This is a genomic window from Nonomuraea sp. NPDC005692, assembly GCF_040631115.1.
Lineage (GTDB): Bacteria > Actinomycetota > Actinomycetes > Streptosporangiales > Streptosporangiaceae > Nonomuraea.
In genome coordinates this window covers 22,533-41,929 of sequence record NZ_JBEXYU010000004.1, presented here as the reverse complement: position 1 = coordinate 41,929, position 19,397 = coordinate 22,533, and the positions used below count along the sequence as shown (strand labels likewise).

At 74.2% G+C, this 19,397-nt stretch carries 13 protein-coding genes; 5 read left to right on the top strand and 8 right to left on the bottom strand.

All coding sequences use genetic code 11. The features are described from left to right. Nucleotides 1–110 precede the first annotated feature (110 nt). From ABZ459_RS10775 to ABZ459_RS10760, 4 genes are all read left to right on the top strand, one after another. On the top strand, nt 111–1,238 hold the full coding sequence (locus tag ABZ459_RS10775) for a M20 family metallopeptidase (RefSeq protein WP_357968599.1): 1,128 nt from the start codon (nt 111–113) through the stop codon (nt 1,236–1,238). A gap of 114 nt (nt 1,239–1,352) precedes the next feature. Beyond that, entirely contained in the window at nt 1,353–2,240 is an 888-nt protein-coding gene (locus tag ABZ459_RS10770; RefSeq protein ID WP_357968596.1) for a GNAT family N-acetyltransferase, read from the top strand. Further along, nucleotides 2,237–3,346 carry an o-succinylbenzoate synthase gene (gene menC, locus ABZ459_RS10765; protein WP_357968593.1) on the top strand — a complete coding sequence of 370 codons (1,110 nt, stop codon included), beginning with the start codon at nt 2,237–2,239 and terminating at the stop codon, nt 3,344–3,346. Before ABZ459_RS10770 ends, menC begins: the two co-directional genes overlap by 4 nt. 89 nt (nt 3,347–3,435) lie before the next feature. Then, nucleotides 3,436–5,097 (top strand): helix-turn-helix domain-containing protein, encoded by a 1,662-nt coding sequence (locus ABZ459_RS10760; RefSeq protein ID WP_357968590.1) that lies wholly within the window; start codon nt 3,436–3,438, stop codon nt 5,095–5,097. Here the strand turns inward: ABZ459_RS10760 and ABZ459_RS10755 are convergent. The 7 genes from ABZ459_RS10755 to ABZ459_RS10725 all read right to left on the bottom strand — a co-directional run bounded on the left by ABZ459_RS10755 (nt 5,075) and on the right by ABZ459_RS10725 (nt 15,739). Next, nucleotides 5,075–7,150, bottom strand: a complete 2,076-nt coding sequence (locus ABZ459_RS10755) for a prolyl oligopeptidase family serine peptidase (RefSeq protein WP_357968587.1) — start codon at nt 7,148–7,150, stop codon at nt 5,075–5,077. The genes ABZ459_RS10760 and ABZ459_RS10755 overlap by 23 nt on opposite strands. Then, a complete protein-coding gene (locus tag ABZ459_RS10750; RefSeq protein WP_357968584.1) occupies nt 7,147–8,379 on the bottom strand; it encodes an erythromycin esterase family protein in 1,233 nt (410 codons plus the stop codon). The genes ABZ459_RS10755 and ABZ459_RS10750 overlap by 4 nt, the downstream gene beginning before the upstream one ends. Then, nucleotides 8,376–10,238 (bottom strand): ABC transporter substrate-binding protein, encoded by a 1,863-nt coding sequence (locus ABZ459_RS10745; RefSeq protein WP_357968582.1) that lies wholly within the window; start codon nt 10,236–10,238, stop codon nt 8,376–8,378. The genes ABZ459_RS10750 and ABZ459_RS10745 overlap by 4 nt, the downstream gene beginning before the upstream one ends. 45 nt (nt 10,239–10,283) lie before the next feature. Then, nucleotides 10,284–11,171, bottom strand: coding sequence for an ABC transporter permease (locus tag ABZ459_RS10740; RefSeq protein WP_357968579.1), 888 nt, complete (start codon nt 11,169–11,171; stop codon nt 10,284–10,286). After that, nucleotides 11,168–12,118: an ABC transporter permease gene (locus ABZ459_RS10735; protein ID WP_357968576.1), complete on the bottom strand. Its 951-nt coding sequence runs from the start codon at nt 12,116–12,118 to the stop codon at nt 11,168–11,170. The genes ABZ459_RS10740 and ABZ459_RS10735 overlap by 4 nt, the downstream gene beginning before the upstream one ends. Then, nucleotides 12,115–14,175, bottom strand: a complete 2,061-nt coding sequence (locus ABZ459_RS10730; RefSeq protein WP_357968573.1) for an ABC transporter ATP-binding protein — start codon at nt 14,173–14,175, stop codon at nt 12,115–12,117. Before ABZ459_RS10730 ends, ABZ459_RS10735 begins: the two co-directional genes overlap by 4 nt. Nucleotides 14,176–14,350: 175 nt before the next feature. After that, a complete protein-coding gene (locus tag ABZ459_RS10725; protein WP_357968570.1) occupies nt 14,351–15,739 on the bottom strand; it encodes a serine hydrolase domain-containing protein in 1,389 nt (462 codons plus the stop codon). Nucleotides 15,740–15,959: 220 nt separating this feature from the next. On the opposite strand from ABZ459_RS10725, the gene ABZ459_RS10720 reads away from it, so the two are divergent. After that, nucleotides 15,960–17,807, top strand: a complete 1,848-nt coding sequence (locus tag ABZ459_RS10720) for a S8 family serine peptidase (RefSeq protein ID WP_357968567.1) — start codon at nt 15,960–15,962, stop codon at nt 17,805–17,807. Nucleotides 17,808–17,986: 179 nt separating this feature from the next. Here ABZ459_RS10720 and ABZ459_RS10715 read toward each other — a convergent pair whose 3' ends face one another. Further along, nucleotides 17,987–19,270: an NAD(P)/FAD-dependent oxidoreductase gene (locus ABZ459_RS10715; protein WP_357968564.1), complete on the bottom strand. Its 1,284-nt coding sequence runs from the start codon at nt 19,268–19,270 to the stop codon at nt 17,987–17,989. Nucleotides 19,271–19,397: the final 127 nt, after the last annotated feature.

Below are 19,397 nucleotides of genomic sequence, written 5' to 3'. Positions count from 1 at the left end.
GCGGTCGTCGGCGGGGCCCAACGGGGCGGGCCGATGTTGGCCGGTGCGACAGGCCCGTCCGCGTCGTGGTTCACCATGATGGGCGGTCCGTCCGACCGGAGGCAGCCACCATGACACCACGCCGTACCATGTCCGACCGGGCCCGCGAGGCCGCGATGATCGCCGACATCGAGCGGCTCGTACGCTGCGAGTCGCCGTCCGGTGACCTGGCCGCGGTCGCCCGCAGCGCCACGGCCGTCGCCGAGCTGGGCGCCGCCCTTCTGGGGGCCGAGGCCGAGCGTGTCGTCATCGACGGGTGCACCCACCTGCGGTGGCGGTTCGGCGGCGAGCCCCGGGTGCTGCTGCTCGGCCACCACGACACGGTGTGGCCGGTCGGCTCGCTGGAGCGGCACCCGTTCGAGGTGCGCGACGGGGTGCTGCGCGGGCCGGGCTGCTTCGACATGAAGGCCGGGCTGGTGATGGCGTTCCACGCGCTGGCGGCGCTGGACGACCTGGACGGCGTGACCGTCCTGGTCACCGGCGACGAGGAGCCCGGGTCCCCCACCTCGCGGCGGCTGGTCGAGGACGAGGCGCGCGGCTGCGCGGCGGCGCTGGTCCTGGAGGCCGCCGGCCCCGGCGGGGCGCTCAAGACCGAGCGCAAGGGCGTCTCCCGGTACGAGGTGCTGGTGCGGGGCCGGGCCGCGCACGCCGGGCTGGAGCCGGAACGCGGCGTGAACGCGACGGTCGAGGTGACCCACCAGATCGCGGCCGTGGCGGCGCTGGCCGATCCCGCGCTGGGCACGACCGTCACCCCGACCCGCCTGGAGTCGGGCACCACGGCCAACACCGTGCCCGCGCGGGCCCGCTTCGACGTGGACGTACGGGTCAGGGACGCCGGCGAGCAGGACCGGGTGGACGCGGCGATGCGCGGGCTGCGGCCGGTGCTGCCCGGCGCGGACGTCACGGCCGGCGGCGGGCCGAACCGGCCGCCGCTCCCGGCGTCGGCGTCGAAGGACCTGTTCGAGCGGGCGTGCCGGCTCGCCGGCGCCCTCGGGATCGGGCCACTGGCCTCGGTCGCCGTGGGCGGGGCCTCCGACGGCAACTTCACCGCCGGGGTCGGCACACCCACCCTGGACGGCCTGGGCGCGGTCGGCGGCGGCGCGCACGCCGACGACGAGCACGTGCTGGTCGCGGAGCTGCCCGGCCGCACCCGGCTGCTGACGGCCCTGGTCGCCGACCTGCTGACCGCGCAGCGGTGACCACCCCGCGGAAGGGCGACCCGGGACGCGGTTGTCCGGGCGGACGAACGGGGCGCCGCCGCCCGGTGCTCGCCGACCAGCTACGGGACGAAGGCGGCTGCGACCATGACCGGCGTGACTGATCTCATCCGTGACCGTCGCGACTCCCGGCCCGTCGAGGCCGCGTGCGCCGCGGCCCAGGCCGCCGCCGACGGCGCGGGCATCGACATCCGCCCCCTGGACAGCGTCGGCGAGCTGGAAGCCGTCCGCCGCCTGTACGAGCACATCTGGCGCACCGGTGAGAACAACCCCCCGGTGACGGCCGACATGCTGCGCGCGTTGTCGAAGGCGGGCAGCTACGTGAGCGGCGCCTTCGACGGCGACCGGATGGTGGGCGCCTGCTTCGGCTTCTTCTCCCCGCCGGCGCGCGCCGCCCTGCACAGTCACATCGCCGGCGTGCTGGCGGGCATGCAGGGCCGCAACGTCGGGTTCGCCATGAAGCTGCACCAGCGGGCCTGGGCCATGCTGCGCGGCGTCGGCGAGATCTGCTGGACCTACGACCCGCTGGTACGCCGCAACGCCTACTTCAACCTGGCCAAGCTGGGCGCGGACCCCGCCGAGTACCTGCCGGACTTCTACGGCCCCATGGACGACGACATCAACCGCGCCGACGCCACCGACCGCGTCCTGGTCCGCTGGCGGCTGGAGACGCCCGCCGTCGAGGCGGCCTGCGCGGGCCGGCCGCTCGTGGCGGACGCGGCGGCGGCGCGGGCGGCGGGCGCGGCCGTGGCGCTGGAGACGTCGGCGGCGGGCGGGCCGCTGGTCCGGTACGCCGGGACGCCCACCGTCCTGGTCGGCGTGCCCGGCGACGTCGAGGCGATGCGCGAGAGCGACCCGGCCCGCGCCGCCGACTGGCGCGGGGCGCTGCGGGACGTGCTGGGCGAGCTGCTCGAAGGCGGCGGCCGGGTACGCGGCTTCGACCGGACAGGCTGGTACATCGTGGACAGACAGGAGACGGAGTGAAGATCACCGGTGTGGAGGTCCGCACGGTCGAGATGCCGCTCGTGACGCCGTTCCGCACGTCGTTCGGCACCGAGACGGTACGCCGGGCGGTGCTGGTGCGCGTCGTCACCGGCGAGGCCGAGGGCTGGGGCGAGTGCGGCGCGGGCACGGCGCCCCTGTACTCCTCGGAGTACACCGACGCCGCGGCCGACGTGCTGACCCGGTTCCTGGTCCCGGCGCTGGCCGGCGTGGCGGACCTGGACGCGCACAAGGTCGCCCCGGCGCTGGCGGCGTTCAAGGGGCACCGGATGGCCAAGGCCGCCCTGGAGACGGCCGTCCTGGACGCGGACCTGCGCGCCCGCGGCGTCCCGCTGGCCCACGCGCTCGGGGCGGTGCGCGACAGCGTGCCGTGCGGGGTGTCGGTGGGCATCACCGGGTCGATCCCCGCGCTGCTCGACGCCGTCGCCGAGTACCTGGACGCGGGCTACCTGCGGATCAAGCTGAAGATCGAGCCCGGCTGGGACGTCGAGCCGGTCCGGGCCGTGCGCGAACGGTTCGGCGACATCCCGCTCCAGGTGGACGCCAACACCGCGTACGGGCGCGGCGACGCCCGGCACCTGGCGGAGCTGGACCCGTTCGGCCTGCTGCTGATCGAGCAGCCGTTCGCGCAGGACGACCTGCTCGGGCACGCCCGGCTGGCCGAGCGCGTCACGACGCCGATCTGCCTGGACGAGTCGATCGTCTCGGCCCGCGCCGCCGCCGACGCGATCGCGCTCGGGGCCTGCCAGGTGGTGAACATCAAGCCGGGCCGGGTGGGCGGCCATCTGGAGGCCAGGCGCATCCACGACGTGTGCGCCGCGCACGACGTCCCGGTGTGGTGCGGCGGCATGCTGGAGACCGGCGTGGGGCGGGCCGCCAACGTGGCGCTGGCCGCGCTGCCCGGGTTCCTGCTGCCGGGCGACACCTCGGCCTCCGACCGCTACTACCGGACCGACCTGACGCCGCCGTTCCGCCTGGTGGACGGCCACCTCGCCGTGCCGACCGGCCCGGGGATCGGCGTCGCCCCGATCCCGGAGGTGCTGGAGGAGGTCACCGTCGCCAGGGCGTGGGTGCCGATGCCGTCCTGACCGATTGGTCCGTTCCGACAGATCCACCGGCGGCATTTCGTCGTCACGGACGAACGACACGCCACCGGGGCGGCGCTAGCTTCGGAGGCGTGCTTGTCCCCGTGACCGGCCTCCCGCGTGCCAGCCTGGGCCGCGTCCTGGAGGAACTCGGTACCACCCTGCTCCATGTCGTCTGCGGCGACGCCGGGCTCGCCCAGGACATCGGCGGCGTCGTCATCCACGACCCGCTCGACGAGCCCGAACTGCCCGCCGACGCGCTGGTCCTCGGCGTCGGCCTGCACGACCCGGCCGAGATCGCGCAGGTCGTGACCCGGCTCGGGCGGCACGGCGCCGCCGCGCTGGTCGTCCGCGCGCCCGTCGTCGCCGACGAACGGCTGGTCGCGGCGGCGGGCCGGGCGGGCGTGGCGGTGCTGGCCTTCGCCCGCGGCGCGTCCTGGACGCACCTGGCGGGCATGCTGCGCGAGCTGACCTCCGACGGCGGCCGGCTCGGCCCCGACGCCCACGCCTCGGGCCGGATCGGGTCCGGCGACCTGTTCGCCGTGGCCAACGCCATCGCCGCGCTGCTCGACGCACCCGTCACCATCGAGGACCGCCACTCGCGGCTGCTGGCCTTCTCCAGCCGCCAGGAGGACACCGACACCTCCCGCGTGCGGACGATCCTGGGCCGCCAGGTCCCCGAGCAGTACACCCGCATCCTGGAGGAACGCGGCGTCTTCCAGGCGATCTACCGCAGCGACCGGCCCGTCTTCGTGGCGCCCCTGCCCGACCCCGAGGGCAGGCAGCCGCCCGCGCTGCCCCGGGTGGCGATCGCGGTGCGCGCCGGCGACGAGATCCTGGGCACGATCTGGGTCGTCGTCCCCGAGCCGCTGGGCGAGGAGCGCAGCCAGGCGCTCTACGAGGCGTCCAAGCTGGTCGCGATGCACATGGTGTGGCAGCGCGCCGACGCCGACATGGAACGGCGGCTGCGGGCCGAGCTGCTGGGCACCGCGCTGGAGAGCGGGCCCGGCTCCCTGGAGGCCGCCCGCCGCCTCGGGCTGAAGGACGAGCCCGCGGTCGTCCTGGCGCTCACCGTCGTCGGCCCGGCGGGCGAGAGCCCGCTGCCCGCCCAGCTCGCCGCCGAGCGCAAGCGGCTCGCCGACGCCTTCGCCATGCACCTGTCGGCCGTGCACCCGCGGGCCGCCGCGGCGCTGGTCGGCGACGTCGCCTACGGCATCCTGCCGCTGCCGCAGAACCGGCAGGACGCCGACGAACGCGCGGTCCTGGTGGCCACCGAGTTCCTGGCCCGCGTCGGCTCCCGCCTGCGCCCGCTGGTCGGGGTGGGCCGGCCGGCCGGGGACAACTCGGCCCTGGCCCACTCGCGTTCGGGCGCCGACCGGGCGCTGCGCGTGCTGCGCTCGGGCGCCGCCGGGCGGCAGGTGGCCCGCCTGGACGACGTGCACGTGGACGCGCTGCTGCTGGAGCTGGCCGACCTCGTGCCCCGCGGCGACGTCCCCAGCGGGCCGATCGCCCGGATCGTCGCCTACGACAGGGAGCACCAGACGAGCCTGGTCGAGACGCTGGACGCCTGGCTCGACGCCTTCGGCGACGTCTCGGTGGCCGCCGCCGCGATGTTCGTGCATCCCAACACGTTCCGCTACCGGCTGCGGCGCGCGGCCGAGGTGGGCCGGATCGACCTCGGCTCCCCGGACGCGCGCCTGTCGGCCATGCTGCAGCTGCGCCTGATGTCGATCAGGTCCGCGCCGGACGACTGACCGCGCCGCGCAGGCCGAGCGTGCCGATGAGGAAGGCCAGCCATTCGGCGTCCTGGGCCACCGCCACGTCATGGGGGGTGGCCGCGCCGTGCCCGGCGTCGTCGAAGACGTGCAGCAGGACGGGCTCGTCCCCCTGCTGGGCCGCCTGGAGGCGGGCGGCGAACTTGCGCGCGTGCCAGGGACGGCACCGCGGGTCGGCCGCCCCCGCCTGGAGGTAGACCGCGGGGAAGACGCCGGGGCGCACCAGCTCGTACGGCGACATCCGGAGCAGCCGCCGGACCTCCTCGGGGTCGTCCGGGTCCGCCCACGCCTTGCGGATGACGAAGTCGAGGTACGGGTCGCGGATGCCGCCGATCAGGTCCAGCAGCGGCGCCCGCGGCAGGACGGCCCGCCACAGCTCGGGCCGGCTGGTGACGGCGACCCCGCACATGAGCCCGCCGTCGGAGCCGCCGGTCAGCGCGAGCCGGTCGGCGGCCGTCACGCCCTCGGCGATCAGGTGCTCGGCGACGGCCACGAGGTCGGAGTCGCGGACGTGCCGCCGCTCCCGGTGCGCGGCCCGGTACCAGTCCCCGCCGAACTCGCCGCCCCCGCGCAGGTACGCCTGCACCAGCACGCCCCCGGCGGCGACGAAGGCGGCCAGGTCCGGCTGGTACTGGGGAAGCAGCGGCACGTTGGCCGCCCCGTACGCCGAGACGAGCACCGGCGCGGGCCGCGCCGGGTCGAGACCGGCCGGGCGCACCACGTGGTACGGCACCGCGACCCCGTCGGCCGCCACCGCCTGCCCCTCCGCCACCTCGGCGTCGAGCGTGACCGCCGGGGCCGTCAGGGTGTGCGGCGCGCTATGGCCGGGCCGGTGCCGGTAGACGCCCCAGGAGCTGGTCAGCGTGGAGAAGGCGAAGACGAAGTCGGCCGCGGGCATGCCGGTGGCCAGGGCGGTCAGGGCGAAGAAGGGGGCGGCGAGCGCGCCCCGGCCGGGCAGCGGCACCTCGCCGGCGACGGCGCCCGCGCGGTCGAGGATCCGGACCCGGGCGAACGTCCGGTCGAACTCGCTGAGGTACAGGTGCTCGCCGACCGGCGTGAGCGAGCGCAGCACGGTGCCGCCCTCGGGGACCAGCTCGGCCCATCCCGACGGGTCGTCCGGGTCGGCGGCGTCGAGCGGGATGGCGACCACCCGGCCGCGCGGGGCGCCGACGTCGGTCACCGCCACGTAGCGGTCGCCGACGACGTGGCCGGCGACCGTGCCGGCGCAGCGGGTGACGAAGGGCCGCCACGCCGACCCGGGCACGGACAGGTCGCGGACGGCGCACGGGATCGGGCTGCCCACCCGGTGCGCGGCCACGGCCCAGCGGCCGTCCGGGGAGAACTGGACGAGCGTGTACTCCCGCGAGCCCGCCGGGACCGGGATCGGCTCCACGAAGGTCTCCCCCGGCGTCCCGAGGCGGTGGGTGAACACCGCCTGCCGGAACTCCTCCGGCGGGCCGGTGAGCGCGAGGAAGGAGAAGCCGCCGCTGTCGGGCGTCCAGGAGACGCCGCCGGCCCACGCGCTGTGCAGGACCTGGCCGGGCGCGTCGAGCGTGCGGCCGGTGTCCACCTCGACGAGCCGGATGGTGTTGTGCTCGCTGCCGTCGGTGCACACGCCGAGGGCCAGGACGCGGCCGTCCGGGGAGGGCGCCAGCCAGGACAGCACCGCGCCCTCCGTGCCGCCGAACTCGGCCAGGTCGGCCACCGTCCTGCCGGGGCCGTAGGGCTCGTCGGCGACGACCACGGCGGAGGCCGTCGCGCCGGGCGGGGTGACCGGGCGGAACCAGCGGCCGGCCGCGTACCTGGGCAGGGCCGGGCGGGATCCGGTGTCGAAGGCCAGGATCAGGTCCCGGACGGCCGCCGGGTCCTGCCCGTCGTAGGCGACGGCGGCGGCCAGCTCGGCCTGCCGCCGCTGCCACCGCCGCACCTCGGGCGTCTCCTCCTCCAGCCACCGGTACGGATCGGGCACGCGGACGCCCGCGACGTCCTGGACGACCTCGACGGTGCGCGCGGGCGGATAGGGAAGGGTCACGACGACTCCGGCGGTTCGGGATGGGCGGGTTGGGCGGGCCGGGCGGCGGCGAACTCGGCCTGGAGCCGTTCGAACGCGCCGGGGACCCGGCTGACCCGGCGGACGTGGATGAGGGCGTCGTAGGCGGCCGGGAAGTCGTCCACCGGGTCGAGGCCGCCGCCGGCGAGCGTGCCGTCGATCCCGTCGAACAGCTCGGCCGGCGCGCGGCGCAGGTCGACGACGGCCACGGGCGGGCCGAGGCGGTCCAGCGGCGCCTCGACGCAGTTCGGCGGCAGGGTGCGCGCCTCCAGCGAGACGTCGCAGTCGAACGGGCGCGGGGAGCGCTGCGTGAAGCGGACCTCCGGGCCGGAGCCGTAGGTTGTGCCGACGACCACCAGGTCGTCTCCCAGGGACGCGGCGAGCAGCCCGCCCAGCGTCGGCCGGCCGTGGAAGGGCGAGCGCCGGACGTGGGAGTTGTGGGCGCTGACGACGATCCGCTCCTCCCGTTCGAGCACCCATTCCACGGTCTCGGCCATGAACCGTTCCCGAGGATAGGGCGCGCCCGCCGGCACGGCCTCCCCCGCCTCGGCCTCGTCGGCGAACGCCTGGAGGGAGGCCGCGCACCGGCGCAGCACCGGGTCCTGCGATCGGAGCGCGCGCCCGGCCAGCTCGCGCAGCCCCGCGATCAGGCGGGCGCGGCCGGCCTCGGGCATGGCCGCGTACCGGACCGCCGCCTCGGTACGGCCGCCCAGGTCGCTCAGGATCAGCAGCTCCTCGTCGCCCGGCCCGGCCGGCATGCGGTCCAGGCACGCGCGCACCGCCGGGCCGGGCGAGGTGGACGAGCCGGGCAGGTCCATGCCGTAGAAGGAGACCTGCGCCGGGCCCGCCGAGTTGCGGCGGCGCATCCAGCGCAGCTGCCGCCGCATCGGCTCGCACTCGCCGAACCGGTAGGTGATGCCGTCGCGGGCGACCACCGCGGCCTCCCCCGGCCCGCCGTGGACCCAGGCGTCCACGGCCAGCCCCTCGGCGAAGCCGGACTCCATCACGAACGCCGAGAACCCCAGCTCGCGGACGAGGATGCGGAACAGCCGGTCCTTGAGCCGGTAGAACTCGGTGACGTTGTGCGCTCCCTCGCCGACGGCCACCACGCGGGCGTCGCCGACCAGCTCGCGCAGCGTGGCGGCGTCCGCGACGGCGGCGGCGGCCGGGTCGAGGTGGCGCAGCGGCCGGGCGAAGGCGTCCCGCGTCATGCGTGGAAGTACCAGAGCTCGGGCGTGTACAGGTAGCTGAGCAGGGCCCGGAACGACGACTGCGGGCCGGACAGCGTGTCCTTCCACACGACCAGGGTGTGCGGGGTCGGGAAGAACAACACGGGCAGTTCCTGGGCGATCTTGCTCACCTCGGCCGACAGGGCCCCGGCGTCGGCGCCGAAGGTCGAGGCGTCGATGAGCTTGTCCACCTCGTCGTCGCGGTAGCCGCCCAGGTTGAAGCTGCCCTCGGCGTTGAACACCGTGTTGCTGCTGGGGTAACCGGCCGCCAGGTAGAGGGGTCCGTAGTCCTGCATCGCCCACTCGTTCTTGTTCGCGGGCGCGAAGGTGTTGCCGTAGTTGGCGTACATGTAGGTGAGGGACTTGGTGACGATCTTGACCTCGACGCCGAGCTTCTTGGCCGCCGAGGCGAAGGCGACGTCCCGGGCGCCGACGTAGGCGGGGGTGTTCGCGGAGGCCAGGGTGAAACTGATCTTCTGGCCGCGCGGGATGCCGGCGCCGCACTCGCCCGGCCCGGTGCCGGGCCGCACGCAGGTGGTCGAGCCGTTCGGGACCACCTGCCAGCCGTTGTCGGTGAGCAGCTTGGCCGCCGCCGCCGGGTCGTGCGGGTACGGCGGCGCGTCCCCGAACGCCGGCGGGTACGGCGAGCCGCTGCCCGCGGTGCTGTAGTTGGGCGAGCCGGCGCCGTTGTAGATGCCCCGCCCGGCGATGTAGCCCGGCTGGTCGATCAGGCGCTGGAGAGCCTGCCGGACGTACGGCTGCGCGATGATCTTGTCGAAGCCGTTCACGGTGTTGCCGAAGTTGATGGTCAGCGAGTCGAAGCGGGCGGGCGCGGGCGCGCCGTAGACGTTGAACCCCTTGGCCTTCAGCGCGCCGATCTGCGTGATGAAGCTGGAGTCCAGCGTGCCGACGGTCAGGTTCCCCGCCTTGAACTGGTTGAGCACCGCGGCGGCCGAGGTGAACGCCTTGAAGTCGACCTGGTCGAGCCGCGAGTCGCCGGGCCCGCTGTAGGACTCGTTGCGCGCCAGCGAGAACGAGCCGGTCGTCGGGTCGAAGCTCTTGAGCCGGTACGGGCCGTTGACCACCTGCCACAGCGGGTTCGTGGCGAACGTGGACTGCGACTCCGACTCCTTGGTGAGGTACTTGTAGATCGCCGTGGCGTTCTTCGGCTTGGTGTAGTCGAGGTGCGGGCCGCCCGCGCGGTCGATGTCCCACGCCTTGGACGGCATCACGTACAGCAGCGTCAGCATCGACATCAGGTACGACGGGTTGTACGCGGTCTCCAGTTCGAGGGTCAGCGTGTCGGGCGCGGCGGCCTTGGCGGTGACCCCGTCGGGGAACTGGCCCGGGGTGTAGAAGCTCCAGTTGGCCGGGCTCTCCGCGAGCGCCGCCTTGAGCAGGGTCAGGGAGAAGACGACGTCACCGGCGGTGACCGGGTTGCCGTCGGACCACTTGTAGTCCTTCATCTTGATGGTGACGGTCTTGCGGTCGGGGCTGTAGGCGGGCGGCTCGGCCAGGCTCAGCTCGGCGTCGGCCACCTGGTCGCCCTCGCCGCTGGGCCGGTAGAGGGAGCGCCACATCAGGCCGCGGGCGATGACGGTCCCGTTGGCGGCGGCCGGCGGGTAGGGGTAGATGTAGTTCGGGCTGAGGCCGGGGGTCAGCGCGACGGTGACCGTGCCGCCGTCCTTGGGCTTGCCCGACTGCGCCGGCTGGCTGGCGTACCCCGCGGCGGGGTCCTTCGCGGCGCCCCCTCCGCCGGTGCACGCTGTGGCGAGCACCGCCACCGCGGCGGCGAGCGCCACCGCCAGGCGTGCTCGCTGCTTTCCGGACACGTGCGTCATTGCAGGCTCCCTACATGTGGGGGTGGAGATATCAGTCGGCGTTCATCAGTCGGCCCGGCGCCCGACGGCGTCACGCAGGGCGTCGGCGAGCAGGTTGAGCGCCAGCACCGTCAGGACGATGCAGCCCCCGACCGGGTAGATCAGCCACCAGTAGTCGGCCGAGATGAAGGCGACGCCGCCGGCGAGCTGGCTGCCCCAGTCCTCGGTCGGGTACGTCAGCCCGAACCCGAGGAAGCCCAGCGCCGCCACGACCAGGATCGCGTCGGCGACCTGGAACGTGATGTTGACGATGATCACGCCGAGCGCGTTCGGGATCAGGTGGGTCAGGATGAGCCGCCGGCGCGAGGCGCCCATCACCCGCGCGGCCAGCACGAACTCCCGCACCCGCAGCGTCAGCACCTCGCCGCGGACCAGCCGGGCGGAGACCAGCCAGGAGAACCCGCCGATGACCAGGCTCAGCGACAGCGCGTCGGCGTGGAAGCGGGCCGACATGATCAGGACGAAGAACAGGAACGGCACCGAGAGCATGACGTCGACCAGCCGCATGAGGAACCCGTCCACCACGCCTCCGGCCAGGCCGGCGACCGCGCCGTACAGGGTGCCGATCGCGGTGGCGAACAGGGCGGCGAGCAGGCCGATCTGCAGCGACAGGCGACCGCCGGCCATCAGCCGGCCGAGCACGTCGAAGCCGTTGGCGTCCGTGCCGAGCGGATGGCCCGGACCGGGCGGCAGGGCCGCGTTGACCAGGTCCACGTCGATCTGGTTGGTGCGGTAGAGCAGCGGCCCGAGGAAGCAGAACCCGGCGATCAGCAGCAGGAGCAGGCCGCCGGCCAGGCCGAGCGGGCTGCGCCGGAGCCCGCGCAGCACCGAGCGCCGGTTCCGCGCCGGGACGGTCTCGGCCTCGGGCCGGGCCTCCACGTTCTGTGTGGTCATTTCGTCAGCTCGATTCGGCGGTCGGCGGCGGCGACCACGAGGTCGGCGACGAAGTTGCCGGCCACGGTCAGGACGCCCCCGACGAGGGTGTAGGCGAGCAGCACCGGATAGTCCTCGCGTTGCAGGCTGTTGAGGAACAGCAGGCCGAGGCCGGGATAGTTGAACAGCGACTCGACGATCAGGTTGCCCGCCAGGAGCGTGGGGATGAGCGTGCCGACCAGGGTGACCAGCGGCAGGCAGGCGTTGCGCAGCAGGTGGCGCAGCAGGATCAGCCGCTCGGGCAGCCCCTTGGCCCGCGCCACCCGGATGTAGTCCTGGCCGAGCTGGTCCAGGGCCGAGGAGCGCTGGTACTGCGCGAAGACCGCGACGCTCGCCGCGGCGAGCGTGATGACCGGCAGCGCCATGGCCCGCGGATCGGTGAGCACGACCCAGGGCGAGTGCGACTGGGACGCCTCGGCCGGGAAGATCGGCAGCGCCTGGCTGAAGACGGCGATGAGGATCAGCCCGAGCAGGAACGACGGCGTCGCGTAGAGCACGTACGAGACCGCCGTGAGGAGCCGGTCGGCGACGCTGTTGCGCCTGACCGCCTGCAGCACGCCGAGCGGCACGGCGATCACCAGCGCCAGCGCCAGGCCGGCGGCCGAGAGCATCGCGCTGCGGCCGGCGTTCTGCCCGAGCAGGGTGGCCACGTTCTCGTTCAGCTTGTACGACCTGCCCAGGTCTCCCCGGGCGAGCTGGCCCAGGTAGCCGACGTACTGGGTGAGGACCGGGCGGTCGTACCCGTGCTGCCGGTTGAAGTCGGCGACCGCCTCGGGCGAGGCGCGCTGCCCCAGGACCACCCGCCCCGGGCTGTCCGAGACGAGGTGCAGCAGCAGGAAGACCACCGCGGAGATGCCGAGCAGGACGACGACCGAGATCGCCAGGCGCCGGACGACGTACCAGGTCATGACCGGGAGGCTCCCTTCAGGGGGGTGGCCGCGGGTTCGAGCGGCTGGAGCGGGTGGTGGCAGGCGACCTGGTGGCTGCCGGTGACCGGCCGCGGGAGGGGTTCGGCCTGCGCGCACAGGTCGTCGGCCAGGGCGCAGCGGGTGCGGAAGCGGCAGCCGCTGGGCGGGTCGATCGGGCTCGGCAGCTCGCCGCGTACCCGCTCGCCGCGCGGCTGCCGGGCCTGCGGGTCCGCGTCGGGGACGGCGGCCAGCAGGCCGGCGGTGTAGGGGTGGGCGGGAGCGCCGTACACCTCGTCGGTGGTACCGGTCTCGACCAGTTTGCCCAGGTACATAACGCCGACCCGGTCGGCCAGGTACCGCACGACGGCGAGGTCGTGCGAGATCACCACGCTGCTGAGACCGCGTTCGAGCTGGACGGCGCGCATGAGGTTGAGCACCTGGGAGCGGATGGAGACGTCGAGGGCGCTGACCGGCTCGTCGGCGACCAGCACCGCCGGGTCCAGGGCCAGGGCGCGGGCCAGGTTCACCCGCTGCCGCTGCCCGCCGGACAGCTCGTGGGGGTAGCGTTCCATGACGCCCGCGGGAAGGCCGACGTCCCGCAGCAGCTCGCGGGCGCGGGCCGTGCGGTGGGCGCGGTCGCCCGCGCCCTGGATCGCCAGGGGCTCGCGCAGGATCGTGCCGATGCGCATGCGGGGGTCGAGGGCGGCGCCGGAGTCCTGGAACATCATCTGCAGCCGGCTCCGGCGCGGGCCGAGCGCCCGCGCGCCCATCCGGCTGATCGGCTCGCCGTCGAAGACCACCTCGCCGGAGGTGGGCCGGTCGAGGGCGACGAGCATCCTGCCCAGGGTGGACTTCCCGCACCCCGACTCGCCGACCAGCCCGAACGTCTCCCCCGCCGCCACCTCGAAGCTCACGCCGGAGACCGCCTTGAGGGTGCGGCGCGCGCCGAACAGGCCCCTGCCGCCGACCGGGTACTCGCGCCTGAGGTCGACGACGCGCAGCCGCGGCGCGCGCTCAGGGGACGCCGGAGGCTCCACCGGGCGGGTGCGGAAGCGGGTCTGGACCCGGTCGGCCGGTCCGGCGGCCGGGTGGTGGCAGGCGTGGACGTGCCCGCCGTCCTCCGCCGTGGGGGCCGGACGCTCCTCGTGGCACCGGTCGGTGGCGGCCTCGCAGCGCGGCGCGAACGGGCAGCCGGGCCCGGCCGCGGTCAGGTCGGGCGGCGCGCCGGGGATGCTGAACAGCCGCTCGTCCCTGTCGTGGGTGAGCGAGGGGATCGAGGCCAGCAGCGCGTGCGTGTAGCGGTGCCGGGTCCGGGCGAAGAGCACGGGGGTGGGGGCGGTCTCGGCCAGGCGGCCGGCGTACATGACGCCGACGCGGTCGGCGTGCCGGGCGATGACCCCCATGTCGTGGGTGATGAGGATCATCGACATGCCGAGCCGGGAGCGCAGGCCGTCCAGGAGGTCGAGGATCTCGGCCTGGATGGTGACGTCCAGCGCCGTGGTGGGCTCGTCGGCGATGACGACCCGCGGCTCGCAGGCCAGGGCCATCGCGATCATCACGCGCTGCCGCATGCCGCCGGAGAGCTGGTGCGGGTAGTCGTCCATGCGCTCGGCCGGGCGGGGCAGGCCGACCAGGGCGAGCACCTCGGCGGCGCGTTCGCGGGCGGCCCGCCTGGAGGCGCCCTTGTGCAGCCGTACCGGCTCGGCGACCTGCTCACCGATGCGCCGGGTCGGGTTGAGCGCCGTCAGCGAGTCCTGGAACACCATCGCGATCTCGTTGCCGCGCAGGGCCCGGTAGCGCGCGGCGGGCAGGCCGACCAGCTCCTCGCCGCCGAAGTCGATCGAGCCGCCGGTCACCCGGCCGCCGGCCGGCAGCATGCCCATGATCGCGAGACCGGTCATGGACTTGCCGGACCCGGTCTCGCCGACGATCCCCAGGGTCTCGCCGCGGTTCAGCACCAGACTGACGTCCGAGACCGGGCGGACGACCCTGTCGCCGCGCCGGATCTCGACCGACAGATCCCGGATCGCCAGCACGCGATCGCTCTCCAAATCCATCCGACGATAGTGGGACCCGCGTCCCCGGCGGTGTTCGTCGCGGACATCGAACGTTGGGGCCGGGGTTCGTCCGGGCGTACCAACTGATCAGCACTGATCAGCGCGGTGCGGAGACCGGGGGCGGGCATGAGAACGGCCCGCCGGCGCTGTGCGCGGGCGGGCCGTTCTCGCGGGGTCAGCCGGACGTGCGGCGGTCGGCGCGGCCGTCGTGCAGGTAGAGGGCGCGGCCGGTCCCGTCGTCGCCGAGGAAGGCGATCGGGGCGTGCGCGCCGCGCTCTGGTTCGAGGGGGATCAGCACGTCGTCGCGCCAGGCGGCCAGCTCGGTGCGGTACGGCACCTCGTCCAGGTCGGCGGTGATCCCCACGGGCGTGCGCCGCAGCCACAGCCGCCCGGCCCCGTCCAGGGTCACCTCCGTCTCGCACGTGCTCGACGTGTACGTGCCGGCGTACCGGACGGCGTTCGCGGGCGGGACGGGGGCCGGGCCGGGCGCCGGGGGCGCGGGCAGCTCGACCCCGCCCAGCTCGCCCAGCACGCGGCCGGCGATCTCGGCGAACACGGGCCGCGTCCGGCCGCCGTTGGCGACGACGACCACGGCCACGTCGCGCCCCGGCGCCACGCGCAGGCAGGCCGACTGGCCGACGGTGCTGCCGTCGTGGCCGAAGACCGTGCCGCCGGGCCGGTCGAAGAGCTCCCATCCCAGGCCCCATGCCGTGCCCTGGGCGAAGTCGGGCAGCGCGACCTGCGGCCGCCGCATCTCCGCGACGCTCTCCGCGCTCAGCACGCGGGCGCCGTCCGGGCCGGTGCCGCCGGCGAGGTGCATGCGGGCGAAGGCCAGCAGGTCACGCGGCCGCATCGCCAGCATCGACCCGGCGGGCGCGTTCGAGCGGGCCAGCGCCCACACCGGGGTCGGCTCGTACGGGCCGTCCGGCGTGCGCTGGACGTGGCCGACCGCCGTGCGGTGCACGATCGCCTCGTACGGGTCGCAGGCGGCGTGGGTCATGCCGAGCGGCGTGAACAGGTGGTCGCGCAGGCACGCGTCGAACGGTTTGCCCCGCACGACCTCGATGATCCGGCCCAGCACGCAGTAACCGGCGTTGTTGTAGGAGAACATCTCGCCGGGCTCGAACAGCTGCGGCACCTCGTGCAGGACGTCCAGGAACCGTTCGACGCAGTCGTCGCCCTTGCCGGTGTCGGTGAAGACGTCCCCCTCGAAGCCCGCGACGTGGCACATGAGCTGCCGCGTGGTGATCCGCCGGGCGGCCCGCTCGTCGCCGATCCGGAACGCCGGGAGGTGGGCGCGCACGGGCGCGTCCAGGTCGAGCCACCCCTCGTCGGCCAGTTGCATGGCCAGCGTCGCGGTCAGCACCTTGGTGATCGAGCCGATCTGGAACAGGGAGCCGGGGGTCGCCTCGACACCCGTCGCCGTGCTCAGCGTCCCGGCCGCGACCTCGACCGTCCGCCCGTCCGCGTGGACCGCCACGGCGGCCCCGGGCACCTGGTTCTCGGCGAGCAGTCCCGCCAGCCGGTGACGCAGCCACGCATCGATCTCCTCCAGCTCCGGCACCGGTGTCCCCCCTGGTCGACTCCGCCCGACCCTAGAGCCGACGGGAACCGCCCGGTTCGTCCACTGCCACTATGCCTGGCCTGATTCTTCGTCGGCACGACCCAGACCGATGTGATCTATGACAGATATTTCAGTATTGCCTGACTCGCTGTCATATGCGATGTTCCGCTCACAAGCCGCATGAGCACAGCTCATGTCACCCCCGGAGAAAGGCGTTTCCATGCGTCGAATCTCAACCCTGTTAGCCCTGGCCTCCGGCGTCTGCCTGGCACTGTCCGGCTGGGCCACCGCCGCCGAGGCCAACTCCCCGGCCGCCGCCGACCAGCAGCGCTACATCGTCCAGCTCTCTGGCGTGTCGCGAGCGCAGGTGGCGAACGAGGCGCAGCAGCAGGTCACGGCGCACAAGGGCGTGCTGGTGGGAACCTACCGGTACGCCTTCAACGGCTACTCGGCCCTCTTCACCGCCGAGGAGGCCGCCAAGCTGAAGGGCGAGCCCGGTGTGCTCACCGTCGAGCCCGACCACGAGGTGCACGCCTTCGCACAGACCGTACCGAGCGGCATCAAGCGCATCTACGCCGACCAGAACATCAACCTCGACATCGACGGAACCGACGACGTCCGCATCGACGTGGACGCGGCGGTCGTGGACACCGGCGTCGACCTCGACCACCCGGACCTGAACGTGGTGGCCAGCACCAACTGCACCAGCGGCGTCTGCTCGGGCACCGGCGACGACGACAACGGGCACGGCAGCCACGTGGCCGGCACGATCGGCGCCATCGACAACTCCATCGGCGCGGTCGGCGTCGCCCCCGGCGCCCGCATCCACGCCGTCAAGGTGCTCAACTCGGCGGGCTCCGGCACGCTGGCCGGCATCGCCGCCGGTCTCGACTGGGTCGTGGCCAGGGCGAGCACGATCGAGGTCATCAACCTGAGCCTCGGCTGCCAGGGCTGCAGCAGCTCCGCGATCAGCAACGCGATCACGAACGCCACCAACGCGGGCATCGTCGTCGTCGTGGCCGCCGGCAACAGCTCGGCCGACGCCTCCGGCTTCTTCCCCGCCAACCACCCCGACGTCGTCACCGTCTCGGCCGTGACCGACTTCGACGGCCAGCCCGGCGGCCTGGTCGGCACGATCACCGTGCCGTGCCGCACCGACGGCGCGACCGACACCGACGACACGCTCGCCTGGTTCTCCAACTACGGCACCACGGTCGAGGTCGCCGCCCCCGGCACCTGCATCTACTCCACGTGGATGAACGGCGGCTACAACACCATCAGCGGCACCTCCATGGCCAGCCCGCACGTCGCGGGCGCCGCGGCCGTGCTGACCAGCGGCTCGAACAAGCCCACCACCCGGGCGGGGGCGCTGGCCGTACGGGACAAGCTCAAGGCCACGGGCAACTCCAACTGGACCGACGACGCCAGTGACGGGGTCAAGGAGCCGCTGCTCGACGTGCACGACGCCACGCAGTACCCGCCGACGACCGGTGGCAACCAGCCGCCGGTGGCGAGCTTCACCCAGTCGTGCGACAACACCACGCGGGTGTGCTCGTTCAACGGCTCCGGCTCCAGCGACCCGGACGGGACCATCGCCTCCTACGCGTGGACCTTCGGCGACGGCTCCACCGGCAGCGGCGCGACCGTGTCGCACACCTACGCCGCCGCGGGCACGTACACCGTGGCCCTCACCGTGACCGACAACGGCGGGGCCACCAACTCCACCAGCAAGAGCATCACGGTCGGGACCACCCCCGGGAACTGCACCGGCTACCAGACGCCGTTCTCCGGCAACCTGACCAGCGGGCAGAACGTGTACTACCCGAACAGCTCCGGCTACACGGCCGCCGCCGGGACGCACCGGGCGTGCCTCGACGGGCCCTCCGGCGTGGACTTCGACCTGTACCTGCAGAAGCAGGGCATCCTCGGCTGGACCACGGTGGCCAGCAGCGCGGGCAGCGGGCCTGACGAGTCGCTGACCTACAACGGCACGGCGGGCACCTACCGCATCCGCGTGCACGCGTACAGCGGGTCCGGCGCCTACACGGGCGGCTACACCAAGCCGTAACCACCCAATTCGCGACCCCGTGCCCCACACGGGGTCGCCCCCGCTCCCCGCCCTCGCTTCCTCCGGCGCTCGCTTCCTCCGGCGCTCGCTTCCTGCGGTCCGCGTGCCGGCCCGGATCTCGGGCACGTCGCGCCGGGGCCTGCCACAGCCGCTCGCGAGCCTGGCTCGCCCGGGGATCGTCACGGTCGCCGGACCGTGCTCGCCGTCGCCGTGAGCCGGGGTTCGATCTCGGGGAAGGAACCGTCGCCGAACAGGATCCGCGCCGCCAGCGCCCGGCCGGCACGGGTGCGCAGGACGGCCACCGCAGCCTCCGCCACGACCGGCGACCGGATCCCCGCCAACAACCGCCGCAGCAACAACCGGCCCCGGAACCGGGCCCGCAGCGCGGCCCCGTCGTACCGTCTCAACACCCTTCGGTCACCGGTACGCAGATACTCGTCGATCACCGCCGCGGCCAGCTCGGACATCCGCAGGCAAGGGTCCAGCCCACCGGCCGTCAGGGGCGACACCGCGCCCGCCGCGTCCCCGACCAGCAGCCCGTCCGGGCAGGCCAGCCGACGCAGCACGCCCCCGACCGGGATCGGGCCTCCCCTGCGCTCGACCGGCCCGGCAGGCGCCGCGCGACCGGGCGCGTCGGCGGCGAAGGCGTCCAGCAGACGGCGAACGCCGGCCCGCATCGCTCCCGGCTCCCCCGCCACACCCACGTGGGCGTGCCGCCCGTCGTCCACCACCCACCCGAGGTATCCCGGAGCCACCCGGGGACCCAGCACGCAGTGGAACGTGGGGACACCTGAGCCCGGCGCGACCGCATGAACGATCTCGGCGCCGACCAGGAAGCGCCGGTTGACGTCGAGGCCGAGATCACGTGCCACCCGCGACCGCGCCCCATCCGCCCCCACGACGAACCTGACCCCCACCACCTCCACCCCCACAACGCCCTCCACCGCGCTCGCCCCCTCCGAGCCCTCCGCCCCCTGAACGCCCTTCCGGATTTCCCAGGTCAGCACGCCTTCCCCGCCCTCGGCGCCCACTGGGCCCTTCCCACCGTCCGCGCCCGCCGGGCCGCTCGTGCTCTCCAGTCGTACGAGGCCCGCTGAGCTGCCCGTGTACCGGACGCCCAGCAGGACGCGAGCCCCGGCCGACTCCGCCGCGCGGCGGGCGTGTTCGTAGACGGCGGCCATGTCGGCAACCCGGAACTCGTCCCTGTCGCTGGTGAGCCGGATCGGCGAGCGCCGCGACGGCGGATACAGCAGGACGTCCCGGACGCCGGGCCCGAGCAGGTGGTCGGGCAGATCGAAGTCGTCGAGCGTGCGGCGTACGAAGATCCCGGTGGTCCGGACGCCGGCCGACAACGACCTGCGGCGGTCGACGACCATGACGTTCAGCCCCCGCAGGGCGAGCAGGCGGGCCGTGTGCAACCCGGCCAGCCCCGCCCCCACCACCAGGACGTCCACTGTCTGCATATTCCGGGACGTTAGGCGCGTCCCTCCACCCACGGGGCAGTCTGCACAGCACCCGCCCCCAACCTTCACACCCCCACCACATCACCGGCGGCACGTTCACTCGAAGGCCCGAGGCCGGCAGTCAGAG